General features: G+C 61.7%; 19 protein-coding genes. 4 read left to right on the forward strand and 15 right to left on the reverse strand.

What is annotated here, in order from left to right:
- Positions 1-9: 9 nt before the first annotated feature.
- The 4 genes from Pan216_RS28370 to Pan216_RS14595 all read right to left on the reverse strand — a co-directional run bounded on the left by Pan216_RS28370 (position 10) and on the right by Pan216_RS14595 (position 5050).
- The gene (locus Pan216_RS28370; RefSeq protein ID WP_419192528.1) at positions 10-162 is read right to left on the reverse strand and encodes a hypothetical protein; all 153 of its coding nucleotides are present in this window, start codon (positions 160-162) and stop codon (positions 10-12) included.
- Positions 163-269: 107 nt separating this feature from the next.
- Positions 270-1853: an NHL repeat-containing protein gene (locus tag Pan216_RS14585; protein WP_145258778.1), complete on the reverse strand. Its 1584-nt coding sequence runs from the start codon at positions 1851-1853 to the stop codon at positions 270-272.
- A 216-nt stretch (positions 1854-2069) separates the two neighbouring features.
- The gene (locus Pan216_RS14590) at positions 2070-3032 is read right to left on the reverse strand and encodes a DUF1559 domain-containing protein (RefSeq protein WP_145258780.1); all 963 of its coding nucleotides are present in this window, start codon (positions 3030-3032) and stop codon (positions 2070-2072) included.
- Between the two features lie 749 nt (positions 3033-3781).
- A complete protein-coding gene (locus tag Pan216_RS14595) occupies positions 3782-5050 on the reverse strand; it encodes an outer membrane protein assembly factor BamB family protein (protein WP_145258781.1) in 1269 nt (422 codons plus the stop codon).
- A gap of 323 nt (positions 5051-5373) precedes the next feature.
- Between Pan216_RS14595 and Pan216_RS14600 the strand changes: the two genes are divergently transcribed.
- The 3 genes from Pan216_RS14600 to Pan216_RS14610 all read left to right on the forward strand — a co-directional run bounded on the left by Pan216_RS14600 (position 5374) and on the right by Pan216_RS14610 (position 7245).
- The gene (locus tag Pan216_RS14600; protein ID WP_145258783.1) at positions 5374-5682 is read left to right on the forward strand and encodes a cyclic-phosphate processing receiver domain-containing protein; all 309 of its coding nucleotides are present in this window, start codon (positions 5374-5376) and stop codon (positions 5680-5682) included.
- A gap of 141 nt (positions 5683-5823) precedes the next feature.
- Positions 5824-6237, forward strand: coding sequence for a DNA-binding transcriptional response regulator (locus tag Pan216_RS14605; RefSeq protein WP_419192529.1), 414 nt, complete (start codon positions 5824-5826; stop codon positions 6235-6237).
- Between the two features lie 471 nt (positions 6238-6708).
- Positions 6709-7245, forward strand: coding sequence for a GNAT family N-acetyltransferase (locus Pan216_RS14610; RefSeq protein WP_145258787.1), 537 nt, complete (start codon positions 6709-6711; stop codon positions 7243-7245).
- Positions 7246-7306: 61 nt separating this feature from the next.
- Here the strand turns inward: Pan216_RS14610 and Pan216_RS14615 are convergent, their stop codons facing one another.
- The gene (locus Pan216_RS14615) at positions 7307-8068 is read right to left on the reverse strand and encodes a chalcone isomerase family protein (protein WP_145258789.1); all 762 of its coding nucleotides are present in this window, start codon (positions 8066-8068) and stop codon (positions 7307-7309) included.
- A gap of 652 nt (positions 8069-8720) precedes the next feature.
- Here Pan216_RS14615 and Pan216_RS14620 point away from each other — a divergent pair.
- On the forward strand, positions 8721-10235 hold the full coding sequence (locus Pan216_RS14620) for a sulfatase family protein (RefSeq protein ID WP_419192530.1): 1515 nt from the start codon (positions 8721-8723) through the stop codon (positions 10233-10235).
- A gap of 35 nt (positions 10236-10270) precedes the next feature.
- Here Pan216_RS14620 and Pan216_RS14625 read toward each other — a convergent pair whose 3' ends face one another.
- From Pan216_RS14625 to Pan216_RS14670, 10 genes are all read right to left on the reverse strand, one after another.
- On the reverse strand, positions 10271-11629 hold the full coding sequence (locus Pan216_RS14625) for a sulfatase-like hydrolase/transferase (protein WP_145263992.1): 1359 nt from the start codon (positions 11627-11629) through the stop codon (positions 10271-10273).
- Between the two features lie 63 nt (positions 11630-11692).
- The gene (locus tag Pan216_RS14630) at positions 11693-12283 is read right to left on the reverse strand and encodes a DUF6940 family protein (protein WP_145258791.1); all 591 of its coding nucleotides are present in this window, start codon (positions 12281-12283) and stop codon (positions 11693-11695) included.
- 160 nt (positions 12284-12443) lie between these two features.
- Positions 12444-14285: an arylsulfatase gene (locus tag Pan216_RS14635; protein ID WP_419192531.1), complete on the reverse strand. Its 1842-nt coding sequence runs from the start codon at positions 14283-14285 to the stop codon at positions 12444-12446.
- Between the two features lie 52 nt (positions 14286-14337).
- Positions 14338-15378 (reverse strand): nucleoside hydrolase, encoded by a 1041-nt coding sequence (locus Pan216_RS14640; protein WP_419193679.1) that lies wholly within the window; start codon positions 15376-15378, stop codon positions 14338-14340.
- A gap of 1 nt (position 15379) precedes the next feature.
- Positions 15380-16294 (reverse strand): ABC transporter permease, encoded by a 915-nt coding sequence (locus tag Pan216_RS14645; RefSeq protein ID WP_145263994.1) that lies wholly within the window; start codon positions 16292-16294, stop codon positions 15380-15382.
- 89 nt (positions 16295-16383) lie between these two features.
- Positions 16384-17913 carry a sugar ABC transporter ATP-binding protein gene (locus Pan216_RS14650; protein WP_145258797.1) on the reverse strand — a complete coding sequence of 510 codons (1530 nt, stop codon included), beginning with the start codon at positions 17911-17913 and terminating at the stop codon, positions 16384-16386.
- Positions 17910-18902, reverse strand: a complete 993-nt coding sequence (locus Pan216_RS14655) for a sugar ABC transporter substrate-binding protein (protein WP_419192532.1) — start codon at positions 18900-18902, stop codon at positions 17910-17912. The genes Pan216_RS14650 and Pan216_RS14655 overlap by 4 nt, the downstream gene beginning before the upstream one ends.
- Positions 18903-18918: 16 nt before the next feature.
- Positions 18919-19875 (reverse strand): ribokinase, encoded by a 957-nt coding sequence (rbsK, locus tag Pan216_RS14660; RefSeq protein WP_145258798.1) that lies wholly within the window; start codon positions 19873-19875, stop codon positions 18919-18921.
- Positions 19876-20223: 348 nt separating this feature from the next.
- Positions 20224-21342, reverse strand: a complete 1119-nt coding sequence (locus Pan216_RS14665; protein ID WP_419192533.1) for a nucleoside hydrolase — start codon at positions 21340-21342, stop codon at positions 20224-20226.
- Between the two features lie 229 nt (positions 21343-21571).
- Positions 21572-23698, reverse strand: coding sequence for a 3-keto-alpha-glucoside-1,2-lyase-like domain-containing protein (locus Pan216_RS14670; RefSeq protein WP_145258800.1), 2127 nt, complete (start codon positions 23696-23698; stop codon positions 21572-21574).
- Positions 23699-23714: the final 16 nt, after the last annotated feature.

Consider the following 23714-nt stretch of genomic DNA (forward strand, 5'->3'; position numbering starts at 1 on the left):
CCTGTTCGACTACCTCGCTGGCTTGAACGCTCGTCCCCCGATCGTGCGGGAGTGTGCCGAATCAGAGGCGTGTTCCCGCATGCCCACGGCGAACGTGAGTTCCTCGCGCATGCCCACGGCGAGCGTGAGTTCCTCGCGCATGCCCACGGCGAGCGTGAGCATGGGGCACCCAAGCGTCCTTTGAGCAATGAATTGACCAGTTTGGACGCGAGCCATCGCGGACGAATGGGAGCGGAAAACAGTTCCTCGCCGTTGCCGCTCCAAAGCGCCTACGGTTGATCCGGCTTCACGACGGCGAGTTTGGTGAGGATCACATCACCGGCGTAGCAACCGCCTTCGTAGCAGAGTTCTTTCCCCCCTCCGCCGCCGGCGAATTTCGGTTGATGCGGGTTCTTCGTCGGCCAACCCGATCCATTGATCGAGCCGGTGAGATAGAGATTGCCCTCAGCATCCATAAAGCCCGCTCGCCCGTAGTCGTGACTCTCGCCACCAAGATAGGTACTGAACTTGAGCGACCCGAGATCCGGCGCCATGACGACGAAGATCGCGTCATTCTGCTCGGAACGCGTCCGCTTAAGCGCGTTGTCCGTGAGCGGGAAGTCGGGAGATGACGTCGAACCGGCGAAGTAGAGATCGCCGCCGGGACTGATGCAGACGCCATCGGGCTCCTCGTTGCCTGTTCCGCCAAGATAGGTACAGTTCAGCAGCCGCCCGTCCCTGGACGAGAACTTGGAGGCGACGATGTCACGCTTCCCTTTGGAGAGCTGGCGTTGCAGCGCCCCTTCGGTCACGGGCATCTCGGCACTGTCGGTCGTCGTCACCAAGAAGGCGTTGCCCTCCTTGTCGAGCGCCATGTTGTGAGTGCCGTTGCCGTAGTCGATGCCGCTGGTTCCGAAGTAGGTTCCGAAGAGCAGCTTCTTGCCGTCGGGACTCAGTTTGGCGATGAAGGCGTCGGACTCGCCGTTGTGGCTTCGGTCGTGCGCTCCCTCGGTCGTCGGAACGTCGGGCGACCAGGTGGTGAAGTTGAGGTAGACGTTCTTGTCGTTGTCGAGGCGGATTCCCGACTCGGCTCCCTCCTTGGCCGAACCGCCGAACCAAGTCGCCCACTCGATGGCCTTGCCATCGGTGGAGAGCTTCATGGCGCCGATCTCGGCATCACCCGCAGGTTCGGGCTGAAGGGCTCCCTCGAACCACGAGGCGGGCGGCAATGGACCCTTCCCCGTGTAGTGCAACGCGACGTAGACATCACCTTGGTCGTCGATCGCGAGATCTCGGTTGAGCAATCCCACGCCGACGTAGGTCGACCAAACCAACCCCGATCCATCGGGCTTGAGCTTTACCAGGAATCCGTTCTGCATGCCGTAGACGCCGGCGTCGCTCCCACGGAATTCGGTCTGGATCGCGTCGTCGGTGACCGGAAATCCGGGGCCGCCGCGTCCGCTCACGTAGACATGGCCCGTCTTGTCGACTTCGACGGCGTAGGCCCGGTCGTAGTTGGGACCGCCGAGCAACGTCGACCAAACCAGTCGGCCATTCGGGGCGAACTTGCAGACAAAGGCGTCGCAATAGCCGCCTGAGCCGATGCGATCGCCCGTCATGTCTTGTTGTCGTTGAAACGCCCCCTCGGTGGTCGGAAAGTCCTCCGACTGCGTTCCGCCGACAATGTAAACGTAACCTTGGTCATCGACGAAGCAGTCTCGGGCGTGTTCCCAGTCGGATCCACCAAGGTAGGTGGAGAAGCCCAACTCGTAGTCGTCGGCAACGAGCCGATCGGCGGGACCGAGGAAGATGCCGCCCAGGGTCGCCACGACCAGGAGAGCGATCCGTGTCGAGGCACTTGTTCGACCGATCATGAACGACTCCGTGCAAGGGCCGGCAGTCCGTCGTGGGCCACCGGAAAATCGCGGAAAAACGACAGCGCCAACATCACGAATTGTTCATCCGTCGCCAAGTAACGCTTTGGTGCCCCCACGCTCGCCGTGGGCATGCGAGGCAAGCCGTCGATTCGACACGCTTCCACACGATAGGGAAACCGGAGAGTTCATGCGAAGAACGCGCCAATCAGACGCCTAGAAGTTTTCGACGATGTTGCCGTCGGCCTTTTTAGCGATGTTGGCGAAGAGAACATGATCGATGCTATCCGACAGGTTCTTCACTGATCCATCGGTCATCATGATGTTCACCACGCCCGTGTGAAAGCTATAGGGAGAATAGGTGTTGTCGATATTGATATAGCTCGTGCACTCGTCACACCCACTCGTCGAACCGTCGCGTGACCAGTTGTAGACGCCCACTCCGTTGTTCCCCGCCCAGGGGCCATGTTGGTAGAACTGAGCGTTGGTCGGTTCAGGCTGCCGTTTGCTCAACTTCCAGTGCTCTGGCTTGCCGGCCATCTCGAAGAGAAGCATCGTCTTGCTGGTGCCGTCGATGATCTCGCCCAACCTGGTTCCCTGTTCGCCCAAGATACCGACGGTCGAGTCCCAGACATGGACTCCAGTGTCATCGACGCCATGCAGTCCACGAACGCCGTAGTAGTCGGCCGCGGCAGCGGTCTCCGCGGGGAGTGACGAGACATCGGTCGTCCAACCGAGATTCCAACCCGCGTAGATCGGCGTGATCCGACTCCCCCCAGCCGAAGGACACATGAAGATCGAAACGGGCGTGTTGACGGCGGGCTGGTTGATGGGATCGTCAAACCCGTATGTCTGGTCGTAGCGGTCGCTCAGATTGACGCCATCGACATTGGGAAGAATCATCGCCAGGAATCCGGTGACGACGGACGTGGCGCCGCCGGACGAGTCGGTTCCGGCATAAACAAGCCGGCCAGGCGGAAAGATCTCGTGGCTGGCGTGGTAGGCGTGGCATGCAATCCCGACTTGGCGCAAGTTGCTCATGCACTGCATGCGACGGGCGGCTTCGCGAGCCTGCTGCACGGCGGGAAGAAGCAAACCGACCAAGACGCCGATAATGGCGATCACAACCAGTAGTTCGACGAGGGTAAACGCCGTTCGACGAGAGAATGCGCGACTCACGGGTAAGACCTTTCCATTTCCCCTGCGCCTTCGAAGGCGGGTCGGGTGAATTGATCGAAAGGCACTTCCCTAGGGGCCGATTGCCGTGGGTACCATACCAGTTCTGACTGACAAGCTGTTTCGGGCGAGAGAGATCGTTTCGTGGGGTGCATACGACACTTCATTCGGTGGAAATCCTAGAGCAACTGAGATCCAATTTCAACACCTGTGACTCATTAAGGCCACCCCCAGTTGCCCGATATGACGACACAACTCTTTTACACAACGCGAGTTACGATCCTCACCGCGGCGACGATCCGCCCCTATGAATGGGCCTGACGCGCCTGGGAAGCCCAAGCGGTTTGTCGGGGATGCGATGGGGCCAGAAAGGGGGAATGAGCGCGAAGCCCCGCAGTCAATCGGAGCTATTGGTGAAGGAGCCGATCGAGGAACGATGATCGGGGTATCCACCGGTCATCGGGTCGTCGTGCGATATCACTAACCGGGGAGACGCGAACAAGGGCGGGAAGGAGCCCATTACCAACCGTCTGCTAGGATCCTGGTTGGCATCTTCATTGACCAAAAGACTCTTGGGTGCCCGATGCCCACGCTCGCCGTGGGCATGCTCAAGTGATCCACGCTCACCAGTGGAAGAGGGGAAACGCCTCTGATTGGGCAATCTCCCGCGCGAGTCTTCATGAAACGAACGTACCGGATGGGCTGCTAGGACGGGTGAGCAGCCGCCACCTTCACGTATTGAGCGTCGGACGCTACTTCTTCTCTTCCGGCTCGATCGCGTAGAGGGCGTCGTAGCTGCGAAGGTAGAGCGTGCCGTCGGCGATCACCGGCGACGCGGCGAGTGGTTCCTCAATGTCGTTCGACGAGATCACCTCGAATTCCGGTCCGGCCTTGACGACGGTCACGGTGCCATCGGCCGCGGTGATGTAGATCTTGCCGTCGGCGAAGACGGGCGAGGCGCGGTGACGCTGGGCATGGGTGCGGTTCTGGTAGAGTTCCTTGCCCGTCTTGGCGTCCAGACAGAGGAGCACCCCGTTCTCGCGGCAGAGATAGACCAATCCATCGTGAATCAGCGGCGAGGGCACGTCGGGCGTATTGTTCGGACGGGTCCAGAGATAGGCCGATTCGTCCTTGGTCACATCGCCCTTGATGTCGGGTCGCAAGCCGAGTACCGGGCCATTCTTGGCCGAGGGAACGACGATCAGCCCGGGAGCCGCGGCGGGAGTAGCGACAAAACGCAGCGTCGGGTTATAGTTGCCACGAGGATTCAAACCGCCGCAGCGCCAAATCTCCTCGCCATTGTCCAAGCGGTGGGCGACGACGTAGTCGGCGCCGTGCGTGATGAGAAACTCTCGATCCTTGTCGCGATAGATGATCGGCGATGCGTAGGAGTGTTCGCACTCGGCGTAGGCGTCGCTTTCGCGATTCTGGCGCCAGATCTCCTTGCCCGTCTCCTTGTCGAGGCACGCGACGATCGCTCCCCCGGTGTGGAGAAGCTGGAGATAGAGTCGGTCACCGTCGAGGACGGGGGTCGCGGTCATGCCGAACGCGATATCGAACTTCCCATAGCGATCCTGTAGGTCGACGCGCCAGATCTCGTTGCCGTCGAAATCGAAGCAGGCCAGTTCGCCGGTCGACGCATTCGCCCAGACTTTTTGGCCATCGGTCGAGGGGGAAGGCGACGCCGAGTTCCCCTCTCCTTTGCGAACGACCTTATTGCCTTCGCCGAGGGGGCGCTTCCACAGAATCTTGCCGTCGGTGTCGACGCAAAGCAGGACCGTCGCGTTGCCTTCGGCCGAGGTCAGGAAGATGCGCTCGCCCCAGACGATGGGTGTCGAGCCCGCGGGACCGGGCAGCGGCAAACGCCAACGAACGTTGTCGGTCTTGCTCCATGTCGTGGGCGGGTTGCTTTCCTTGCTGATGCCGTCACGCTGGGGACCACGCCACGCGGGCCAGTTGTCCGCGAGACTTGTGCCGACCAGCGTCAACACGAGGGCCAGGGCAGCCAACACTCTCCGCATCTGTCGAACTCCTTCAACACGGTGGGAACACCGTCATTCCTCGGTGGGCAAACGTGACCGTTTGAACAAACGCCCAGTTTTCCCTCCCTAGGTCCATTTGTCACTAGGAATTACCCTATCTCGATAAAGTATTATCGAGTCTGAAGCGGTCCCTGGCGAGGTTTGTGCCCCAGTCGTTGCCGGCTAGCGATGGGCCCGATGAGCTTGTGCTAGAGCGTCGATCCGCCGAGAATCGTACAACGTGGCCGCGTCGCGAAACTCTTACTTGTCGCGGCGGCACCTTGAGACTTGTTCGTCGCCACGCGAGAATGTACGGAGTTCCCATGAAAGTATGGCTCGACGACCTGCGCACCATGCCATCGAGTTACGATCTGCACGCGCGAACGGCCCAGGAAGCCATCACCGCCCTGGAGACGGGCGAGGTGACCGAAATCTCGCTCGACTATGAGCTTGGGACCACCGAAACCGGCGGCACCGTGGCCGCGTGGATCGAACAGGCCGCTCAACAGGGGACGCTCGCTCGGCTGATCTGGCGACTACACACCTCCAGCCCGCTCGGCCGACGTCGGATGAACCATTCGATGACCAATGCCGACCGGTATTGGGATATGCGAGAGAAAACCCAAGAGTGATCCAAACGGACGACGTGGGAAGCTCATCCGATCTTCATCTGCTCCTCATCTATCGATCATCAGCGTCGGCTAGTAATGAGAAGGGTGTTGTGGAGGGAGCCGCCAGTCGGAGACGTCATGATGTCGCATTGGATACTCGTCGTGGATCACCAGCCTCGTTCTCGCCACCTTCTCCGCGAGGAGTTGGAGCGTGATTTTCATGTCGTCGCCCCGGAATCGGGACGAGCGGCCAGGCGTCTCCTCGAGGACATGATCTTCGATCTCGCGATCATCGACATGCGTCTTCCCGACGTGAACGTTCCCGAATGGTTGGACGACATCGGCGATCACACCGCCTTCTTCGCGCTCGCGGACGAGGGGGAATTGGTCAGCGCGAGTCACATCTTGCTCGACGCCCTTCACTACGGCGCCGAGCGCGTCTTCGAGAAGAACGTTCCCGCCCACTACATCCTCGACTCGGTCCGCGCTTATTTCGAGTCGGACTGCTTCGCCGACCGCCAGGCTTGCCGAAAAGTGCCGATGCGGTTCGTTCAGAAACACGCGGCCTGCGTGTAGTGTCCTGATTGGTAAGTTCGTTCCATGAAATCTCGGCCCTCAGATCATGCGGAAGATAGCCAAATCATTGGCGTTTCCCCGCATGCCCACGGCAAGCGTGAGTTTTTCCGCATGCCCACGGCGAGCCGGAGCGTGGGGCACCCAAGAGTCTTTTAGTCAATGAACTAACCAAAGAGGACACTAGGCTTCGTCTCAAAAGTTGATCGTTGGTCCGAGGCTCAGCGAGTTGGTGCGGGACGAGGAGGGCGAAGCAGGCGAATCCACTGGATTCGTCGATGCAGCCCGACAAAGTCCCGCGCCGACGCAGCCAGCCGAAGCCAGAGCCGACTTTTGAGACGGAGCCTAGCAGATCGTTGAACCTACCGATGTGGTCGGTGAACGAAGTTTTCCGCTCCAATCTTCGGGCTGATCTCCGCCAGCGCCGCGGTATACTGGCAGCCGGATGGCTCCCTTCTCTCAAAGCGACCCGAGATGCCCGATCAACCGCCCGGTGCCCCATCGAGTCCCGAATCCGCTCCGTCGGCGCCGACTCTCCTTCAGAGCGACCACGGCACCTTTTCCATCGCTCGCGAACTCAATCCACCCGTCAGTGATCTACGTCATCTTCGCGATCAACTCCTGGCCCACGCCAGCGGCCAATCGCGTCCTTACGATCAACAGCACGTCGCGGTACTCGCTCGCGATGAGCGGCAACGACTCGTCGGCGGTCTCTTCGCGGAAATATACTGGGGCTGGCTTCATGTCGACGCCCTTTGGGTCGAGGAGCGGCTCCGTCATCTCGGCATCGGGCGGGCGCTCTTGCGGGAAGCCGAGGACCAAGCTCGCCGACACGACTGCCGACACGCCTTCCTCGACACCTTCAGCTTCCAAGCTCTCGGGTTCTACCGCAAAGCGGGCTACGAGGTCTTCGGGTCACTCGACGATTTCCCGGAGGGACACCAGCGTCACTTCATGCGAAAACGGCTCGTGCCCGAGGAGAACGAGCAAGCGGAAAACGCCTCTGATTAGGCAATCTTCCGCTCGATCTGAGGACCGAGATTCAATGTAGCGAACTTGCCTATCAGGGCTGCTAGAGGCGTGAGGTCAATCCGCTGCAGAGGTCGTCGCTCACCTTCGCGGGGCCGAAGTAGCTGTTCCAGACCAACTGCGAAAACTCCGGATCCGGAATCTCCATGCTCGCCTCGTCGTTGAATCGGCAGGTGAAACCGACGCCCGGCGTATGGATCAGCCAGATCTCGTCGCCGCGGTCGATCGAGCGCGTTCGGAGGAACTCGATCAGCTTGTCGATGTCCTTCTGGAGCTTGCGGGCCCCTGGTTGGCGTTCCAAGGAACCGCGAACCGACGAGGCCATCTGACTCGACGAGACCTTCCGGTCCATCACGAGAAGCAGTCTCTTGGGGATGTCCGCGTCGACCAGATCCTGGGCGTTGTGGACATCGGTTCCTCGCGCCACGTAGCTGCCCATGGCATAGACGTTGAACCACAGCCGCTTGCGAAGAGCCGCGCCCGTGAGGTCGAAGATGGTCGCGACCTCCCCCGAGCCGGACTCGATGGCCTGGGGAAATCGGATCTGGCACCCGGGCACCTCTTGATGAGCCTCCTCGGCGGCGGGAACCGAAAGAGCGACGACTTTTCGCGCGGGGTCGGGGGCCGTTGGCGAGGCTTTCTTCGACACTTGAGGGGGAATCCCTTGGCCAAGCTTGACGACGCGCCCCTCCGCCAACGCGGCCTTCCAGGGCTCGGGTCCGGAGGAGGAACTGCCGCAAGCCGTGGCCACGAACAACAGCCCTAGTGGCGCGGCAACCCGGAGTTTGACGATATGCTCTAGCATCACTCGACCTACCCTGAAATCACGTGACTTCGCCACGCAGGGTCATCGCGAAGCCCGCGAGTTCTCTCGACGTCGCCAGGATCTTCGGCCCCTGCTCGGCGGGTGTGATGACGAACTCGCTTCGGTGAGAAGGAGTGACGTTGGCGCATGGTCCCGTCGCCAGCTACATCCGAGATTCTATACGTCCACTTTCGTCCGTTTCATGATCCTTTCGAGCAAGATTTGCTACCGTTTGGGATCATTTCCCGGCACATTCGGAACTTTTTGCCCCGAATTCATCAACTTCACACATCTCCCGGTCGAGCACCCCGCTCGCGGTTTGCGAACTCGTGACTTCATCCCCAGGCACCCAACTCCAAGCAGTCCGCGAGTCTCCTCCCCTCGCGTCCAGCGACGCTCCATCCGAGCAAAATTGTTTCCCACTCCGACGAAAGAAGGAACCGCTCGGTTTGGTCACCTGGTATGCTGAACCGAGTTCTTCCGCTCCAACCGGTGAGACTCCATACCAAGGTCCGTCAACTCACCGCCAGCAGGCTGTTGACATCGACCGAGGTCACTGGAAACGCCCACCCCACTCCCGCGGAGCGAGGGAACATCCAACCGTCGATGGGGACCGAACTACCGATTTTCAATCAGGAGTGTGTGCGAAACGATGAGCAGGACCATGCTACTTTGGGGAATCGCCGTTGCCGCCCTGCTGCAATCATCGCCGCTTCGGGCGGCGGATGAGGCGTCGACCAAGAAACGACCGAACTTTCTTTTCATCATTGTCGACGATCAATCACCCTTCGACTTGAAGGTCTACGATCCCAAGTCGACGCTCGACACGCCGAACATTGATCGCCTCGCGGCCCAGGGAATGGTCTTTGACGGGGCGTATCACATGGGTGCCTTCGTCGGCGCCGTGTGTACGCCCTCGCGTCATATGGTGATGTGCGGTCGCACCGTTTGGCACCTTCCCGGCAAGCGCCGCGGCAAGCTCCTCAATCCCAACGCCGATGATCCTAAGCTCGTCCCGCCGGACCTGGCTCAGTACACGATGCCGGCGATCTTCAACCGCGCCGGCTACGACACGATGCGCACCTGCAAGAACGGCAACAGCTACGAAGCCGCCAATAAGCTCTTCACCGTGAGACACGATGCGACCAAGCGGGGCGGAACCGACCAATCCGGAAGCGTCTGGCACGGCGATCAAGTCCTCGACTACCTCAACGAGCGTGAGCAAGCCAAGGACGATGATCCCTTCCTGATTTACTTCGGCTTCTCGCATCCCCACGACACACGCGATGGGACGCCCGAACTGCTCAAGAAGTACGGGGCCGTCAACCACACCGACAAGAACTCCCTTCCCCCGGCCGACCCCAAGCAACCGAAGCTTCCCCCGAATTACCTGGAGAAGCATCCGTTTCATCACGGCCATCCGAACCTCCGCGACGAAGTCGCCGTCAGCGGCGTCTGGGAGAAACGTGACGAGCGCACCATTCGCAACGAACTCGGTCGTGAGTTCGCCTGCAGCGAGAACATCGACAAGCAAATCGGCCGCGTGCTGCAAAAGCTCGACGCGATGGGCGAACTAGACAACACCTACATCTTCTACACGTCCGATCACGGCATCGCGATCGGTCGGCACGGCTTGCAGGGAAAACAAAATCTCTACGAGCACACCTGGCGCGTCCCCTTCATCGCCAAGGGACCGGGCATCAAGGCGGGCTCGCGAGTGCAAGGGAACATCTACCTTCTCGACGTCCTCCCGACGCTGTGCGATCTAGCCGGGATCAAGACTCCCAAGACAGTTGAGGGCGAGAGCTTCAAGCCCGTCCTCGACGGCAAGGAGTCGGCCATCCGCGATGTCCTCTACGGCGTCTACTGCGGCGGGACCAAGCCCGGGATGCGAAGCGTCAAGAAGGGCGACTGGAAGCTGATCAAGTACGACGTGCTCGATGGAAAGGTCCGCGAGACGCAGATGTTCAATCTCGCGAAGAACCCGCACGAGTACCTCCCCGAGCATCAGCGGGACAATCCTCTCGAGACCGATCTCGCGGAAGATCCCAAGTACAAGGAAAAGCGGGCGGAGATGGAGGCGCTTCTGCTCGCGGAGATGGAGCGACTCGACGATCCCTATCGCTTTTGGGACCAAGGATCGACCGACACCAAGTCGACCAAGTAGCGGTTGCAACCTGACGGCGACGACTCGTCGTTCCCCTACGGCGAGGTCGTCCCGTTCTGACTCAAATCGAATGGCTCGGGCGGTCGCTCTCCCTTCGGAGAGATCTTCTCGAAAACCGCCTCGAGCCGTTCGCGAGCCCCCTTCGCTTCCACGTCCTCCGGTTTCGCCTTCGTCTCGCTTGGCAACGAGCGGGCATCGAGAAGTCGGCCGTTTTCGCGGAAGAGTCGCCAGGAACCATCAAAAAGGTTCTCGCCCCCACCATACCTCTTGGTCTTCACGATGCCGTGATGAACCCAATCGCGGCGCGTGCCCGGCTCGCCCTTGAGCTGCGGTACGATGCTGCGCCCATCGATCGCGATCGACTCGGGAACTCTTGTCCCCGAGAGTTCGCAATAGGTCGGAAAGAGATCGACGATGTCGACCAAGTCATTGCAGACCTGCCCCCTGGGAACGGAGTCGGGCCCCCACACGATCATCGGCACGTGCGTTCCCGCATCGCCAAGCTTGAATTTGCCCCCATTGACGAGTCCCGCCGCGGTGTGCCGCGTGTGGTTGCGCTCATTCGGATCGCCCGCGTTGGGGTTCTTAAAGTCCTCCTCGTGGGTGCCGTTGTCCCCCATGAAGATGACATAAGTCTTCTCGCGAATCCCGAGCGATTCGGTCGCCTCGAGGATGCGTCCGACCAGGCGATCCATGTAGTGGATCATGTTCCCGAGACTGGCCTGACGACCAAGTTCCTTGTCCTCGGGCGTTTGAATGATCGGATCGTGTGGTAAGAGTTCGTTGTGAACGATCAGGAAGGGCTTGCCGGCCTCTTTCGCTTCGGCCATCTGTTCGATCACGTAGTCGGCGAGGACGTCGGGACCGAACCGCTTGGCGATGTCGTCGCGGATTTGACCGTCTTCGCTGAACGTCGGCGTCCAGTGACGCAATGTCTTCTTACCGTCCCGCCAGATCTGCCAGACACACCAAGAGTCGAACCCGGCATCGCGGATGTGATCGGGCCAGACCTCGAGCGTCGCCAACTGCCACTTGCCGGTCACGCTGGTGGCGTAGCCGTTGGCTCGCATCAACTGGGCGAAGGTTGGCATCGCTTGGAAATCAACCTTCTGCCGCGTGCCCCGATGAACTGGAAGCACGCCGTAGTGACGATGCCGCGTCGTGTAGAGCCCCGTGTGCATGCTCACGCGCGAGGGTGTACAGACCGGACTGGTGTAGGCCCGTCGAAAGAGAAGCCCCTCCCGCGCCATCTTGTCCAGATGCGGCGTGTCGAAGTCGAGCCCGCCGTAGCTCCCCAACGCCTCGTAGCCAATGTCGTCGGCGAAGATGAAGAGGATGTTGGGGCGATCGTCCGGCTCGGGGGCGGATTCGGCGGCGAGAACTCCAAAGACCATCCACGTGATGAGCAGGTGACTCAACGCTTGCTCTCCTGATTGGTGACGATGCGAACGGCGACGTCACTTCATCGTACAGTAGGGTTGGTGCGCGTAGTACTTCGGACGGGAATCGATTCGAACGTGCAACCACGCGACGCCCATCCCAGCCGTGCTCAGCCACAGCGGCGCGGTACCGAGCCGGAGCTCGATCGCGTTGGCGATCGCTTGCCAAAGTTGGTCGCACTGCTCCGGCGGCGCGAGACGAAGAAACGCCCCCAGGTGCCCATACGCGGAGACCTGAGCTCGGGGAGCCGGGACAATCATGATGGCGTCACCGCGCAAGTTCGGGAACGTCAGTACCGAGTGCAAGGCGCCGGCGGCACGAAACTGGTTGGCGAACGCGTTCGCGTCGACGGCACGCTCGAGGTTCGGCGCATCGATCGCGACGAACTCGAACGGGCGATCGACGGTCCGGTTCGTGATCGGGGGCGTTTCCCAACGAAAGCTCCCGTAGGGCAGCTTCGACAGGTAGTCGCTGAAAAACTCCCGGAAGGTGTGGTCCTCACGCCACAGGTCAAGAACCTCGGAAAAGCGCAGCGGACTCTTCTCTCGCATCATCGCGACGCGAGTAACTCGCCCTCCGCGGAGCTGTTCGCTATCAGCGTTCCACATACATCGTTCCGGGTCGTCTCGCGGGCCCATCCCTGTGCCTGTGGTCGCAAGTCGACGGTTCACGCTAGTCCGATCGCGACCAGTCGTTTGTTTTAGCAACGGCCGGACCGAGCGGGAGGTCAGATGTCGGAAAAGATCGCGAAGCTCGCCCCCCGAGCCCCTACTTGCGATTCACGTAGACAAAGTAGGCTCCGGTCACCTCATTGCCCGACTCGTCGAGAAACGAGGTCTGAAGCTCGGTCGGACCTTTCGCCAAGGGAACGGTAAAAGTGACCGACTCCCCGTCGGCCCCTGGCTCGGCACGGGCCTCGTGGCTACCAATGCGGATCGCGCCTTCGCGAATCGGCAGCGGGGATCCCTTCACGTAGGTGCCGTCGGTGACCCGCACTTCGGGGGCAGCTTCGGCCAGCTTCAACCGGCTTTCGCGGGGCCAGCGGCGCAGCTCGAATTCGTAGTGACCGGGATGATCGACGATCAGATGCCAGACGCCATTCTTGCGAACGCCCCGACGGATCTGCGCCTGCTGGTCGACGAAGACATCGAGCCATTCGCACGCCGTCAGCAGCGTCGGGTTGTCGGCCTCGTGACCGATGACGACCCGTTGGGGTTGCTTGGCCGTCTCCTCGACACCCGCCCACCAGTCATCCAAGTGAGCCCGCATTTTTTGGACGATATCCGGATGCTGCGACGCGACGTCTCGATCTTGGTGCGGATCGTCACGCAAGTCGTAGAGTCGCTCGCCCTCGAGCAACCGCCAGTTCTTCCAGAGGACCGCCGCCCCGTTCTTCCTCGGCACCGCCCGATTGTTGGGGCCATCGTGCGAGCGACGTCCCGGCATGCGGCTGTAGTTGATCACCAGCATCCGATCATCCAGTTGATCGACCTCACCGCGGAGGAGCGGAGCCAGACTCGTCCCATCGAGTGACGTCGGCAATCCCGAGAGACCGCAACACTCGGCAAGCGTGGGCAAGAGATCCTGAACCTGCGTCAGCTCGTCGACCTCGCGGGCGGCGCCAAGATCGCCAGCAGGCCAGCGGACAAAACAGGGAACGCGGTGTCCCCCTTCCCAGAGCGTTACCTTCTTGCCGCGCATCCCGGCGTTGAAGTACTTCTCCCCCATCGTGCTTCCGTTGTCGGTCAGGAAGATGACGATTGTGTCATCGGCTAATCCCTCGCGCTCGAGGAAATCGTCAAGCCGCCCCATGTTCTCGTCAATGTTGGCGCACATCGCCAGGAAACTGACGAGTGCCACTCGCAACTGTTTCGGCAAATGGTCAACGATGTCGGCGTTCCGCTTCATCGCTTCGCGGATCGGTTCCCGGTAGCGTTCGGGAACAAAATGGGGCCAGTGAGCGGCGTTGAGCGGTAGGTAGACGAAAAAGGGTTGGCCGTCCTTTTGACTCGCGATCCACTCCATCGCTTCGCGAAAGAAGACGTCGGTGCAGTAACCCTTTTCCCGGACGCGGGCGCCATTGCGAACGTAGGTATCGTCGAAATAGTCGTTGTCCCAGTAGTCGGGCACGGAGTTGATGTGCGAGGAAGGAAACCAGAGCGTCTCGTCGAATCCACGATCCTCGGGCCGATAGGGAAAGTTGTCCCCGAGATGCCACTTGCCGAAGATCCCCGTCCGATACCCGCCCGCTCGGAAGTAGTCCGCCATCGTCCGCAGTTCCGGCCGCAACAGCGTTCGGCCACTGCTGACGTTCATCGCTCCGTTTCGAAACGCGTCGAGCCCGGTCAGGAGTTGGCCCCGCGTCGGCGTGCACATCGGCGCGACGTGAAAGTCGTTCAGCCGAATCGACTGCGAGGCCAACCGATCCAAGTGCGGCGTCTGGAGGATCGGATTCCCGTGACAGGAAAGTTCGCCGTACCCCTGATCGTCGCTCATCACGATGATGACGTTCGGTGGCCGCTCGTCGGCTCCGGCGCCGGTGGCATCGAGACTTCCGAGCATCATCGCCGCGATCAGGAGAGGACGGATCGCACGATCTCTCAACATCATGAACATCCCCCGTTAGGGACTTCACCGCGAGTCAACTCGTCACCGAAGCGTTTCACGGTCTCTCTTCGTTCGACGACACAGCCGGCGGCTGACTGACCAAATGACGAAGCGCTTCCCGGACACGAGCTGCCTGGCTCGAGTTCATGAGCAAGTAGCGATCGCGCCCATCGCCGCTCGGATCAAACCGCGTGAACCCGTCCTTCTCGACCGTGACGAGCCCCGGATCGGATAGCCCGAAGTAGTCGTGATCGGATCTGACGGCGTATAGGACACTCGTCAAATCCCAGCTCGGACGATCGTGGTTCGGCCCGCTATGCAAGAGATAGCTCTCCGGCACGATGTGAGGGTCGGCGTAGTCGAAGTCGCGAGCGATGCTCTCTCTCGGGTAACGGACCGCGATGCCGATCTCGAAGCCACTCCAGATCACCGGCACGCTCGTCGGCCACAGGCGGGCGAACCGTTCCATCGAACCAATGCCGTTGATGACATTCGCTTCCAGGAAGTGGTCGTTTCCGATGATGGGCTCGAAGGCACCCGCCATGACGGAGACCAATCGGACTTTCTTCTCGACCAACTCACGTCCGGTCAGGGAGCTGCTCGCGTCGGCCGGCGACTCGACGAGGTCGGCGAGATTGGCCGCGAGCCCCACTTGGACGATGACGACCGATCGGTCCGGCTGAGCGACGAGCGTCTTTCGCAACACCGTCACCGCATCGGGAAGTGACTCGTTGGAGAGAACATCGTGAGGGTAGCGAAACGCATCCCCATCGCGACGGTTGACGAGCTGCAAGTATTTGCTTTGGCGTCGCTGGGCGTCTTGCGTTACCCCGATCGGGATGTCGCCGCGACCATAGAAGGTGTTGACGGCGTCGACGAAGGGGCCGGTGAGCGGATTGATCTTCGAGATCGTCACCGCGAGGAGGTCGCACTCCCGCCGATCCGCGAGCGTGTGAAGCATCGCCAATGCCAAGACATCGTCCACGTCGCCGGTAATGTCGGTGTCGAAAATGACTCGTACCGGCCCGTCCGTCCGGGCATCGGGTTCGCTTGTCGCCCCTCCCAGCAAGGCGAGCCCAAGCAGCAAGCTGGCCATGTTAGTCATGAGCTTTCCCCCAGTTCCTTCGCAGCGCGTCGAGCAAGACGGCGACGACAATGACACTTCCGGTGATGATCCGTTTGGTCGGATCGGACGCTCCCACTTGAGCCAGCCCGGTTTGCAAGACGGTGATCATCAAGACCCCGAAGAAGGTACTGATGATCGAGCCGCGACCACCGGCAAGACTGGTTCCCCCGATGACGCAGGCCGCGATCGCCGCGAGTTCCAACCCGACCGCCGCGTTGGGATCGGCCGACGAGAGACGCGATGTTTGGATCACGCCGCCAAGTCCCGCGAGTAGCCCACTGATCGCGAAGACGCTGATCGCGTAGGGCTCGGAGCGAATTCCCGCCATGCGCACCGCTTCGGCATTGGTCCCAATCGCCACCAAGTAGCGACCGAAAACCGTCCTCGTCAGGAGGAGCTGTCCGCACACCACGATCGCGACGGCGAGCAGGAATGCCGGCGACACGAAGAGCCCCGGCATCGGCGTCCCGATCCATTCGACTGAGGAGCCGATGTACTTCGTTCGCGAGTCGGTGATGAGGTAGGCCCCTCCCCGCGCGATCTCGAGCATCCCGAGGGTGACGATGAAGGAGGGAATCCGCGCGTAAACGCTTACGACGCCGTTGAAGCACCCGCATCCCGCTCCGGCCAGGAGGCAGGCCGGCACCGCCGCCCAGAGCGGCCAGCCGCCATCGACCATGAGAGCGCCGACCACCGCCGAGGAAAGAGCCAGGACCGAACCGACCGAAAGGTCGATCCCCGCCACGATGAGGACAAGCGTCATGCCCACGGAGATGACGGTCAGATCGGGAATCTGGTTGGCCAGTGAGGCGAGTGTCGTCAGGCTCAGGAAGTTGCGACTCATCAGGCCGAAGATCAGCACCAACACGCCGAGCACTGCCACCATCCCGACATAAGGGATCGACGAGGCCAGCAGACTCGAGGTGGTTTGCCGCACACTCCGCTTGGGGGAAGTCTCTCCCACGTCTTGGTGCTTCACGCGACCTCCTCCCCGCTCCGTCGGTAGCCCGCGAACGAGGCTCGCATGATCGCGTCGCGCGACCAGCTTGACCGATCGAAGGTGCCGGTCACTCGGCCCGCCGACATGACGGTGATGCGATCGCAGGTCTCCAAGAGTTCGTCGAGGTCGCTGCTCACGATGACTAGCCCCTTTCCGTGACGGGCAAGCGAGTCGAATAGCCGATAGAGTCGACGCCGTGCCGCGACATCGATCCCTCGCGTCGGCTCGTCGAACAGAAATACGTCGGCATCGCGAAGCAGCCACTTCGCCACCGCGACCTTCTGTTGGTTCCCGCCGCTGAGCGTTCCCACGGCCTGTTCAATGCTCGTGCAACGCGTTTCGAGCGACTCAAGCAGCCGAGCCGTTTCCGACGCCTCCGCTCTCCGATGGAGATAGCCCAACTTGCTCGAAAAGCGATCGAGGCTGCAAAGCGTCGTGTTGATCAGCAGCGACAGGGACAGCAGCAATCCGTTCTGCTTTCGGTCTTCTGTCACCATCGCCATGCCGTGAGCGACCGCGGCGCTCGGGTGGTCGAATCGTCGCGGCGTCGGATCCTCACCAAGGTAGAGTTCCCCCGCCTCGGCCCGATCGGCCCCGAAGATCGCCCGCAGCAGTTCCGTTCGACCCGAACCGACCAGACCCGCGATTCCCAGGCGCTCTCCCGCGCGGACTTCCAAGCTGACGTTGTCGACCATGGGCAAGCGTGACAGACCCACCACCCGAAGTAGCGAGTGCGAGCCGGCGTGGCTGCGCCACTGACCCGCGTGAGACGACTCGTCCGAGGTCTCCCCTGTCATGAGCTGGACCATCCCGTCCGGCGAGACCTCATGGGCGGCGACGGTGGCCGCCGTTCGACCGTCGCGCAGCACCGTGAGCCGGTCGGCCAACCGCGTCACTTCCTCGAGACGGTGACTGATGTAGATCATCCCGACGCCCTGGGATCGAAGCTCGTCGAGCCATCGAAAGAGCCGTCTCGACTCATCGCCGGTCAACGCGGCGGTCGGCTCATCGAGGATCAAGACGCGACAGTCACGATCGAGTGCCGAGGCGATCTCGACGAGTTGTTGTTGCCCCACGCCCAGCGTACCGGTCGCGGTATCGGCATCGATCTCGTTGAGACCAATCCGGTCAAGAGCGACTCTCGCTCGTCGGCGAAGAGCCCCGCGGTCGATCACTCCCAAACGCCGAGGCAGTCGATTGAAGAAGAGATTCTCCGCGACCGAGAGTGTCGAAAGAAGGTTGAGTTCTTGCTGCACAATCTGGATGCCGCACGACTCCGCCTGCTGCTTATCGCGAGGCGAGTACGTCTCACCACCGAGGGTCATCGTGCCGCCACTGGAGCGAGTCAACCCCGCGATGATTCGGCAGAGCGTGCTCTTGCCCGCGCCATTGGCCCCCAGCAGCGCGTGAATTTCCCCCGCGCGAACGTCGAGGTCAACTCCATGAAGGACGCGGACCGCGTAGTCCTTGATGACACCTCGCGTCTCGAGGAGGGACCGGGTCAACGAAGGGTCTCCGCGGTGACGACGTCGACGGGGGTTTCGCGATCCTCGACCTTGGCTTCGGGATCGTCCAGCAGCGTCAACGCGTGCTCGATGCCAAAGACGGCGAGCTGGTCCCCGTGTTGATCGGCGGTGGCGAGGACTCGCCCCTCCTTGATCGCATCCTGAACGGCGGAGATGTTGTCGAAACCGACAATGAGCAAATCGCCCCCACGTCCGGTCGCCTTCGCCGCGGCGACGGCGCCAAGAGCCATGCTGTCGTTGGCCGCCAAGATCGCCTTGATCTCGGGATGTTCCCGCAGCATCGACGAGGCGATCGTGTTGGCCTTTGACATCTCCCATTGAGCGGACTGGCTGTCGACGATCTCCCAACCGGCGCCGCTCGCCGCCTCCTCGAACCCGAGGCGCCGCTGCGTTCCATTGAAGGAGGTGCGAATCCCCTCCAGAACCGCGATCGCGTCGCCAGTAGCGAGCTTCCCCTCGAGCGACTTCGCGACCGCGAGGGCTCCGTTCCGATTGTCGGGACCGACGAAAGGAATAGCGATTCCCTCTTGCTCGAGCACCTCCTTGTCAAGGCGATTGTCGATGTTCACCACGACGATCCCGGCATCGCGCGCCCGGCGTAGAGCGGGCACGAGGGCCTTGGAGTCGGCCGGAGCGATGACGATCGCGTCGACGCCCGCCGCCACCATCTCCTCGACCAGGGCGACCTGGCGACTGAGATCGCGCTCGTCCTTAATGCCGTTGACGACGAGTTCGTACCGTTCGGCGTGCTCCCGCTGATGCTGCTGAGCACCGTCCGCCATTGTCGAGAAGAACTCGTTGGCGAGCGATTTCATGATCAGCGCGACGCGCGGATGGTCACTCGCGGCGCCATCGGTCGGTTGGCTGTCGACATCTGGTCCGCCGCACCCGGCCGCGATCGAACTGGCCATCACCGCGAGCGAAGCGAGCATCGACGAAGACCAAGAGCGGGCGTGGATCGAAGTCATTGGTCCGGTTTCCCCTTCATGAGAACGGCAGCGCATCGGTCTTGCCCATCAGCCGTTCGACGTCCGATCGGCGTGGCATCGCCGGTTGGGCCCCCGGGCGCGACGCCGCGATCGCGCCGGCGGCGCTGGCGAAACGGGCGGCCTCGGTCAAGGAACACTCCCCGTCCCAAGAGACCGCGAGGGCCGCGGCGAAGGCGTCTCCCGCGGCGGTCGTATCGACGACCTCCACCGCGAAGGGCGCTATCCGACAAACGTCCTCCTCGTGGACAACGATCGAACCGTCGCCGCCGAGCGTGACGATCACGTTCGTCGGCCCCCGTTCAAGGAGCAAACGAGCGGCTCGTTCGCCCTCCTCCCCGGAGCCGACGGTGCCAGTGTCCCCTTGAAGAAGCGCGGCCGCCTCGGTTTGGTTGGGGCAGATCACATCGACGTCGAGTAGTTCCTTCGGAAAGCTGGATGGTGCCGGCGCCGGGTCGAGGATGATGCGAACCCCGGCCTCCCGAGCGATCGTGCTCGCCGCGACAACGCATTCGATCGGGATCTCGAGTTGAACCAAGAGGACATCGCTCGACCGAATCAACTCGGCCGCGGCCCGGATGTCGTCAACGGAGAGAAGAGCATTGGCTCCCGGCACCAGCGTGATGGCATTCTCGCCCCCCTTCTCCACCGACACGATCGCCAGCCCGCTAGCGACATCGGGGTGCCGCTTGATGAAGGTGCCATCGACCCCTTCCCGAGTGAGGTTCTCCACCAGGCGATCGGCGAAGGCATCGTCGCCGACCCTCCCCACCATCGCCACACGTCCGCCAAGCCGAGCGGCGGCGACCGCTTGGTTTGCCCCTTTCCCGCCAGGTGATTCGGTCGCGCGGCGCGCGATCGTCGTCTCCCCCGGCGAGGGCAAGCGATCGCAGTCGATCACCAGATCCATGTTGATCGAGCCGACGACGACGACTCGAGGCGATTCCCCATTCATCCCACGATCCATTGACTTGTCGGCCGAACGCTTCCGCGCTCAACGCCGAGATGATCCCTTCCCCAGGCAGCATTCTCCCCCAGAATCGCCGCCGCGCCCAGCGCGCGCCGTCGATCCCAATGGCCTTGAGCCGACAGCCCGTTGATCTATTCGCTGCCGGCTTAGATCAACGGATTGTTCGTGTCCTGATTGGCAAGTTCGTTCATGAATTCTCGCCCCTGTGATCGTGCGGGAGTTTGCCCAATCTCAGGCGTTTCCCGCATGCCCACGGCGAGCGTGGGCATGGCACCCAGGAGATCTCTTGGCAATGAATTAGCCAATCAGGACAGCTAGACGTGCGACGCAACTTCAGTTGGATTGTTTCGAACCCTTCGGGGACGCTTGACGAACGGGCGGCTGGCTCGAGAGCTGGATGAGCGCCTCGAGCGTGCGAGGTCGTTGCTGGTCCTTGACGACGAGGTAGCGATGCTTCCCACCGCTCGACTCCTCGAACTGGGTGATCCCTTCCTCGGTTACCCGAACGATACCCGGTGCCGAGAGATCGAAGTAGCCGTCGCCGGGACGCACCGCGTAAAGGACGCTCGTCAGATCCCAGGTCGGCCGATCGTGGCCAGGTTTCGTGTAGAGCACGTAGGACTCGGCCAACGGATGGTGCTCGACGTAGTCGTAGTCCTTCGCGATGCTCTCGTGCGGATACGGTAAGGCTCGGCCAATCTCAAAGCCGCTCCAAACGATCGGCGTGGGCCAGTCCCTGGCGAGCTTCCGCGCGGAAGGAACATCCTTGAAGACGTTGTACTCCTTGTAGGTGGCGAACTTCCCTTCCATCCCTGGGATCTCTCCAAAGGCGCCGGCCATGATCGAGAGCAGTCGCACCTTCTTCTTGACGAGTTCGGCGCCACCCAACGGGCTAGCGTCGTCAGGCTTCGACTCCAAGAGTTCGGCGAGGTTGGTGGAAAATCCGACTTGAATGATGACCACCGAATGATCGTCAGCCCCCCCGAGCGATTCGCGCAGCACCTTGACCGCGTCCGGAGCACTCTTGCCAGACGCGAGATCGTGAGCATAGCGAGGCCGTCCGCCGTCCTTCTGCTCGGCCAAACCGACAAACTTCCCCTTCTGCGCGGTGACGCCGCTTCGCGTCACGCCGATGGGAATGTCACCCTGCCCGTAGAAGGTGTTGACCGCGTCGGTGAAGGGAGCCGCGAGCGGATGGTCCTTCGTGATCGTCACGGCGAGGAGTTCGCACTCCCCGCGCGACTCGAGGGCGTGGATCATGCCGAGGGCGAGGACATCGTCGACATCGTTGCCAATATCGGTGTCGAAGATGATGGGAACCGGCCGAGAGACCTCCTCGGCCCCGGCACCGGTGGGCGCTCCCAGGAGCAGTGGCCCCCAAAGAAGAAACGCCGCCAGAGAGCGACCCGAAAGCTGCCAACGCCCCGTCATCCAGCAACGACTTTCGTTCACGCCCACGGTCCCCCGACTCGCCTGAAGTGATTGTCGCATCGTACGCGATGGACAACGAACCCCTTATGCTCAAACGTTTGAGCACAAGGTAACAAAGGCGGTGGGGATTGCAAGACTCGAGCGGAGCTTTCCCGTGAAATCGACACCTTGAGGGCCCGTGTCGCGCTGCCGCGCCGTCCAGGGGAGCGGCAACGTCGACGGCCTCGTCTGGAATGTACGGGCGCCGACCTCAGCGCGAGGTCTTCGCCTTGTCTTCGGAGCGGGAGTAGGGTCTTAGGCGAATGTTTCGAAAACGAACGTTGTTGGTGTGCGCCGAGAGACCGATGTAGCCCTCGCGCGGCCGATCCTTCAACTTCTCCACTTGCGAAACATCGGCATCATTGATCGTCTTGCCATTGAGGGTGACCCGAACGCGGTCCCCGCGACAGTCGATCTCAAGTTCGTTCCATTCTCCCGCCGGTCGTGAGACGAACTCGTTGGAGGCGACGGCCTGGTAGATCGAGCCCGTGTGCCCCGACGACGGCTTCCCCTTCGTCGCTCCGTCGTCGCGAAGCTGAATCTCCATCCCTTCCCTGGAGGTCCGGCCGGTATGGGGAGCGCGAATGAAAACCCCGCTGTTGCCCCCCTTCTCGAGCATGTACTCCAGCCGCAGGTTGAAGTCGCCGTACTTGTCCTCGGTACTCAACCAATACGCCGTCTTCTTCGTTCGATCACGGCGGCCGACGATCGCCCCATCCTCGACGCGGAAGGAGCCCGGCTTGCCCTGAACTTCCTTCCAGCCCGAGAGATCCTTGCCGTTGAAGAGAGGACGATGCGACTCGTCGACCTTCTCCGTCGCGGACATCGCGGTCGTTACCGGCTCCTCGCCAGACTCCTGGGAGTCCTTCGGGATATTGTTGAGCGTGTAATAACCAACGGGGTGAAGCAGCGGCAACGCCTTCGCCGACCGAACACCGTCCATGTGCAGTTCGTGAACGTGGCCGCGCTTCAGCCCGTCGATGACGAGACGGACCTCGCGGTGATCGTCGCTCACGACCGCTTCCTTGATCGTCGGCTTGGAGTGGTCGACCTCCGGACTGCCGTAACTGCTTTGGTAGATGTAGGCATAGGCCTGCAATTCGTAGCTTTTGGGATCTCCCGCGGTGTCGGGGTCCACCGGTTCAGTGAAGACGAGTTGGAAGCCATCGGGTCGCGCCCGCATCTTTAGCACCTCGAAGGGTACCTTGCCGGTCCAATCCATCCGTTCGAGTGCGAAGGGTTTGCTCCCGATCGAGCCCCAACCGCGGTTGGTCCCATTCGTGAAGAGATGACCCTCCGGCGACATGAGCAGGCAGAGCGTTCCCGATCCGAATCCTTCGCGAAAGGGAAAACAGACGCCTTGGTAGCGACCGTCGACCTTCTCGAGAAAGACGCGCATCACGGTACTCGCCCGTTGATCGGCGACGAAGAACTGGTTTGTGAAAGGCCCGAACTTCCCGCCCGTCGTGTCACACGCGATGCCGCTGGCGGACTGCCCCATCTTCTTGTAGGGGAAGAGAACCGCCGGCGGGACCAACTCGGGGATCTTGTCGGCCTCGACCCAGAGTCGGCTGCCGCTCTTCGGCTCCGGGGGTTTCTTGCCGATCGCGTCGGTCGACTCATACCAGCGAAAGCCCGCTGGGTGACCTTGGAACGAACCGGGCTCGAGATGGCGAAGCGAGCAGGTTCCGTTCCAGGGCCCTTGGTTGTCGGTGTAGAAGACCTCTCCCTTATGGTTGATGCCCATGCCGCCGGGAGAACGGATACCGCTGCACGTCGGCAAGACCGTCCCATCCGGGGCGATGCGCAGACACCATCCGCGATACTTGTTCTGGCTGCTAAAGGAGCCGGTCAGGCAAAGCGTGACCCAGAGATTCCCCTCCGGATCGAACTTCGAGCCGAAGGCATACTCGTGATAGTCGCCGTTGATGCCCCATTCGTCGCAAACGGTCTCGAACAGGTCGGCTCGATCGTCGCCATCGAGATCGCGAATCCGCGTAAGTTCGCCGCGCTGGGTGGCGTAGAGGGCCCCGTCGCGTTCCGCGAGCCCGAGTACCTCGTGAAGCCCCTGAGCGTAGCGGGTCAGTTTGACGTCCTTGGGATCGTCGGTGAACGGGTTCTCCAGGAGGTAGATGTCGCCGCGCCGAGAGGAAATCGCGAGCCGACCATCCGATAAGAGCTCAATATCCCCCGCCTCAAGCATGAGATCCTTTGGAATGTCGAACGTCATCAAGGGATAGTAGTCGGCTTCGGTCGGAGCGTTCGCTTGAGCGTCGGCATCCGCCCCAAGAAGAAGCGATGCCACCATCGTCAACTGACGCGCGAAGTCGAAAATCATCGTCCGATTCCTTGGT

The sequence above is a fragment of the Kolteria novifilia genome, from assembly GCA_007748055.1.
Lineage (GTDB): Bacteria > Planctomycetota > Planctomycetia > Kolteriales > Kolteriaceae > Kolteria > Kolteria novifilia.

Bases quoted from the DNA above. Each gene is read 5' to 3' on its own strand.
- Pan216_RS14620 (WP_419192530.1), top strand. From the start codon at position 8,721: ATGAGCAGGACCATGCTACTTTGGGGAATCGCCGTTGCCGCCCTGCTG.
- Pan216_RS14595 (WP_145258781.1), bottom strand. From the start codon at position 5,050: ATGCGGAGAGTGTTGGCTGCCCTGGCCCTCGTGTTGACGCTGGTCGGC.
- Pan216_RS14585 (WP_145258778.1), bottom strand. From the start codon at position 1,853: ATGATCGGTCGAACAAGTGCCTCGACACGGATCGCTCTCCTGGTCGTG.
- Pan216_RS14600 (WP_145258783.1), top strand. From the start codon at position 5,374: ATGAAAGTATGGCTCGACGACCTGCGCACCATGCCATCGAGTTACGAT.
- Pan216_RS14635 (WP_419192531.1), bottom strand. From the start codon at position 14,285: ATGATGTTGAGAGATCGTGCGATCCGTCCTCTCCTGATCGCGGCGATG.
- Pan216_RS14625 (WP_145263992.1), bottom strand. From the start codon at position 11,629: ATGGTCTTTGGAGTTCTCGCCGCCGAATCCGCCCCCGAGCCGGACGAT.
- rbsK (WP_145258798.1), bottom strand. From the start codon at position 19,875: ATGAATGGGGAATCGCCTCGAGTCGTCGTCGTCGGCTCGATCAACATG.
- Pan216_RS14615 (WP_145258789.1), bottom strand. From the start codon at position 8,068: ATGCTAGAGCATATCGTCAAACTCCGGGTTGCCGCGCCACTAGGGCTG.
- Pan216_RS14655 (WP_419192532.1), bottom strand. From the start codon at position 18,902: ATGACTTCGATCCACGCCCGCTCTTGGTCTTCGTCGATGCTCGCTTCG.
- Pan216_RS14645 (WP_145263994.1), bottom strand. From the start codon at position 16,294: ATGGTGGCAGTGCTCGGCGTGTTGGTGCTGATCTTCGGCCTGATGAGT.
- Pan216_RS14610 (WP_145258787.1), top strand. From the start codon at position 6,709: ATGCCCGATCAACCGCCCGGTGCCCCATCGAGTCCCGAATCCGCTCCG.
- Pan216_RS14640 (WP_419193679.1), bottom strand. From the start codon at position 15,378: ATGGCCAGCTTGCTGCTTGGGCTCGCCTTGCTGGGAGGGGCGACAAGC.
- Pan216_RS28370 (WP_419192528.1), bottom strand. From the start codon at position 162: ATGCTCACGCTCGCCGTGGGCATGCGCGAGGAACTCACGCTCGCCGTG.
- Pan216_RS14630 (WP_145258791.1), bottom strand. From the start codon at position 12,283: ATGTGGAACGCTGATAGCGAACAGCTCCGCGGAGGGCGAGTTACTCGC.
- Pan216_RS14670 (WP_145258800.1), bottom strand. From the start codon at position 23,698: ATGATTTTCGACTTCGCGCGTCAGTTGACGATGGTGGCATCGCTTCTT.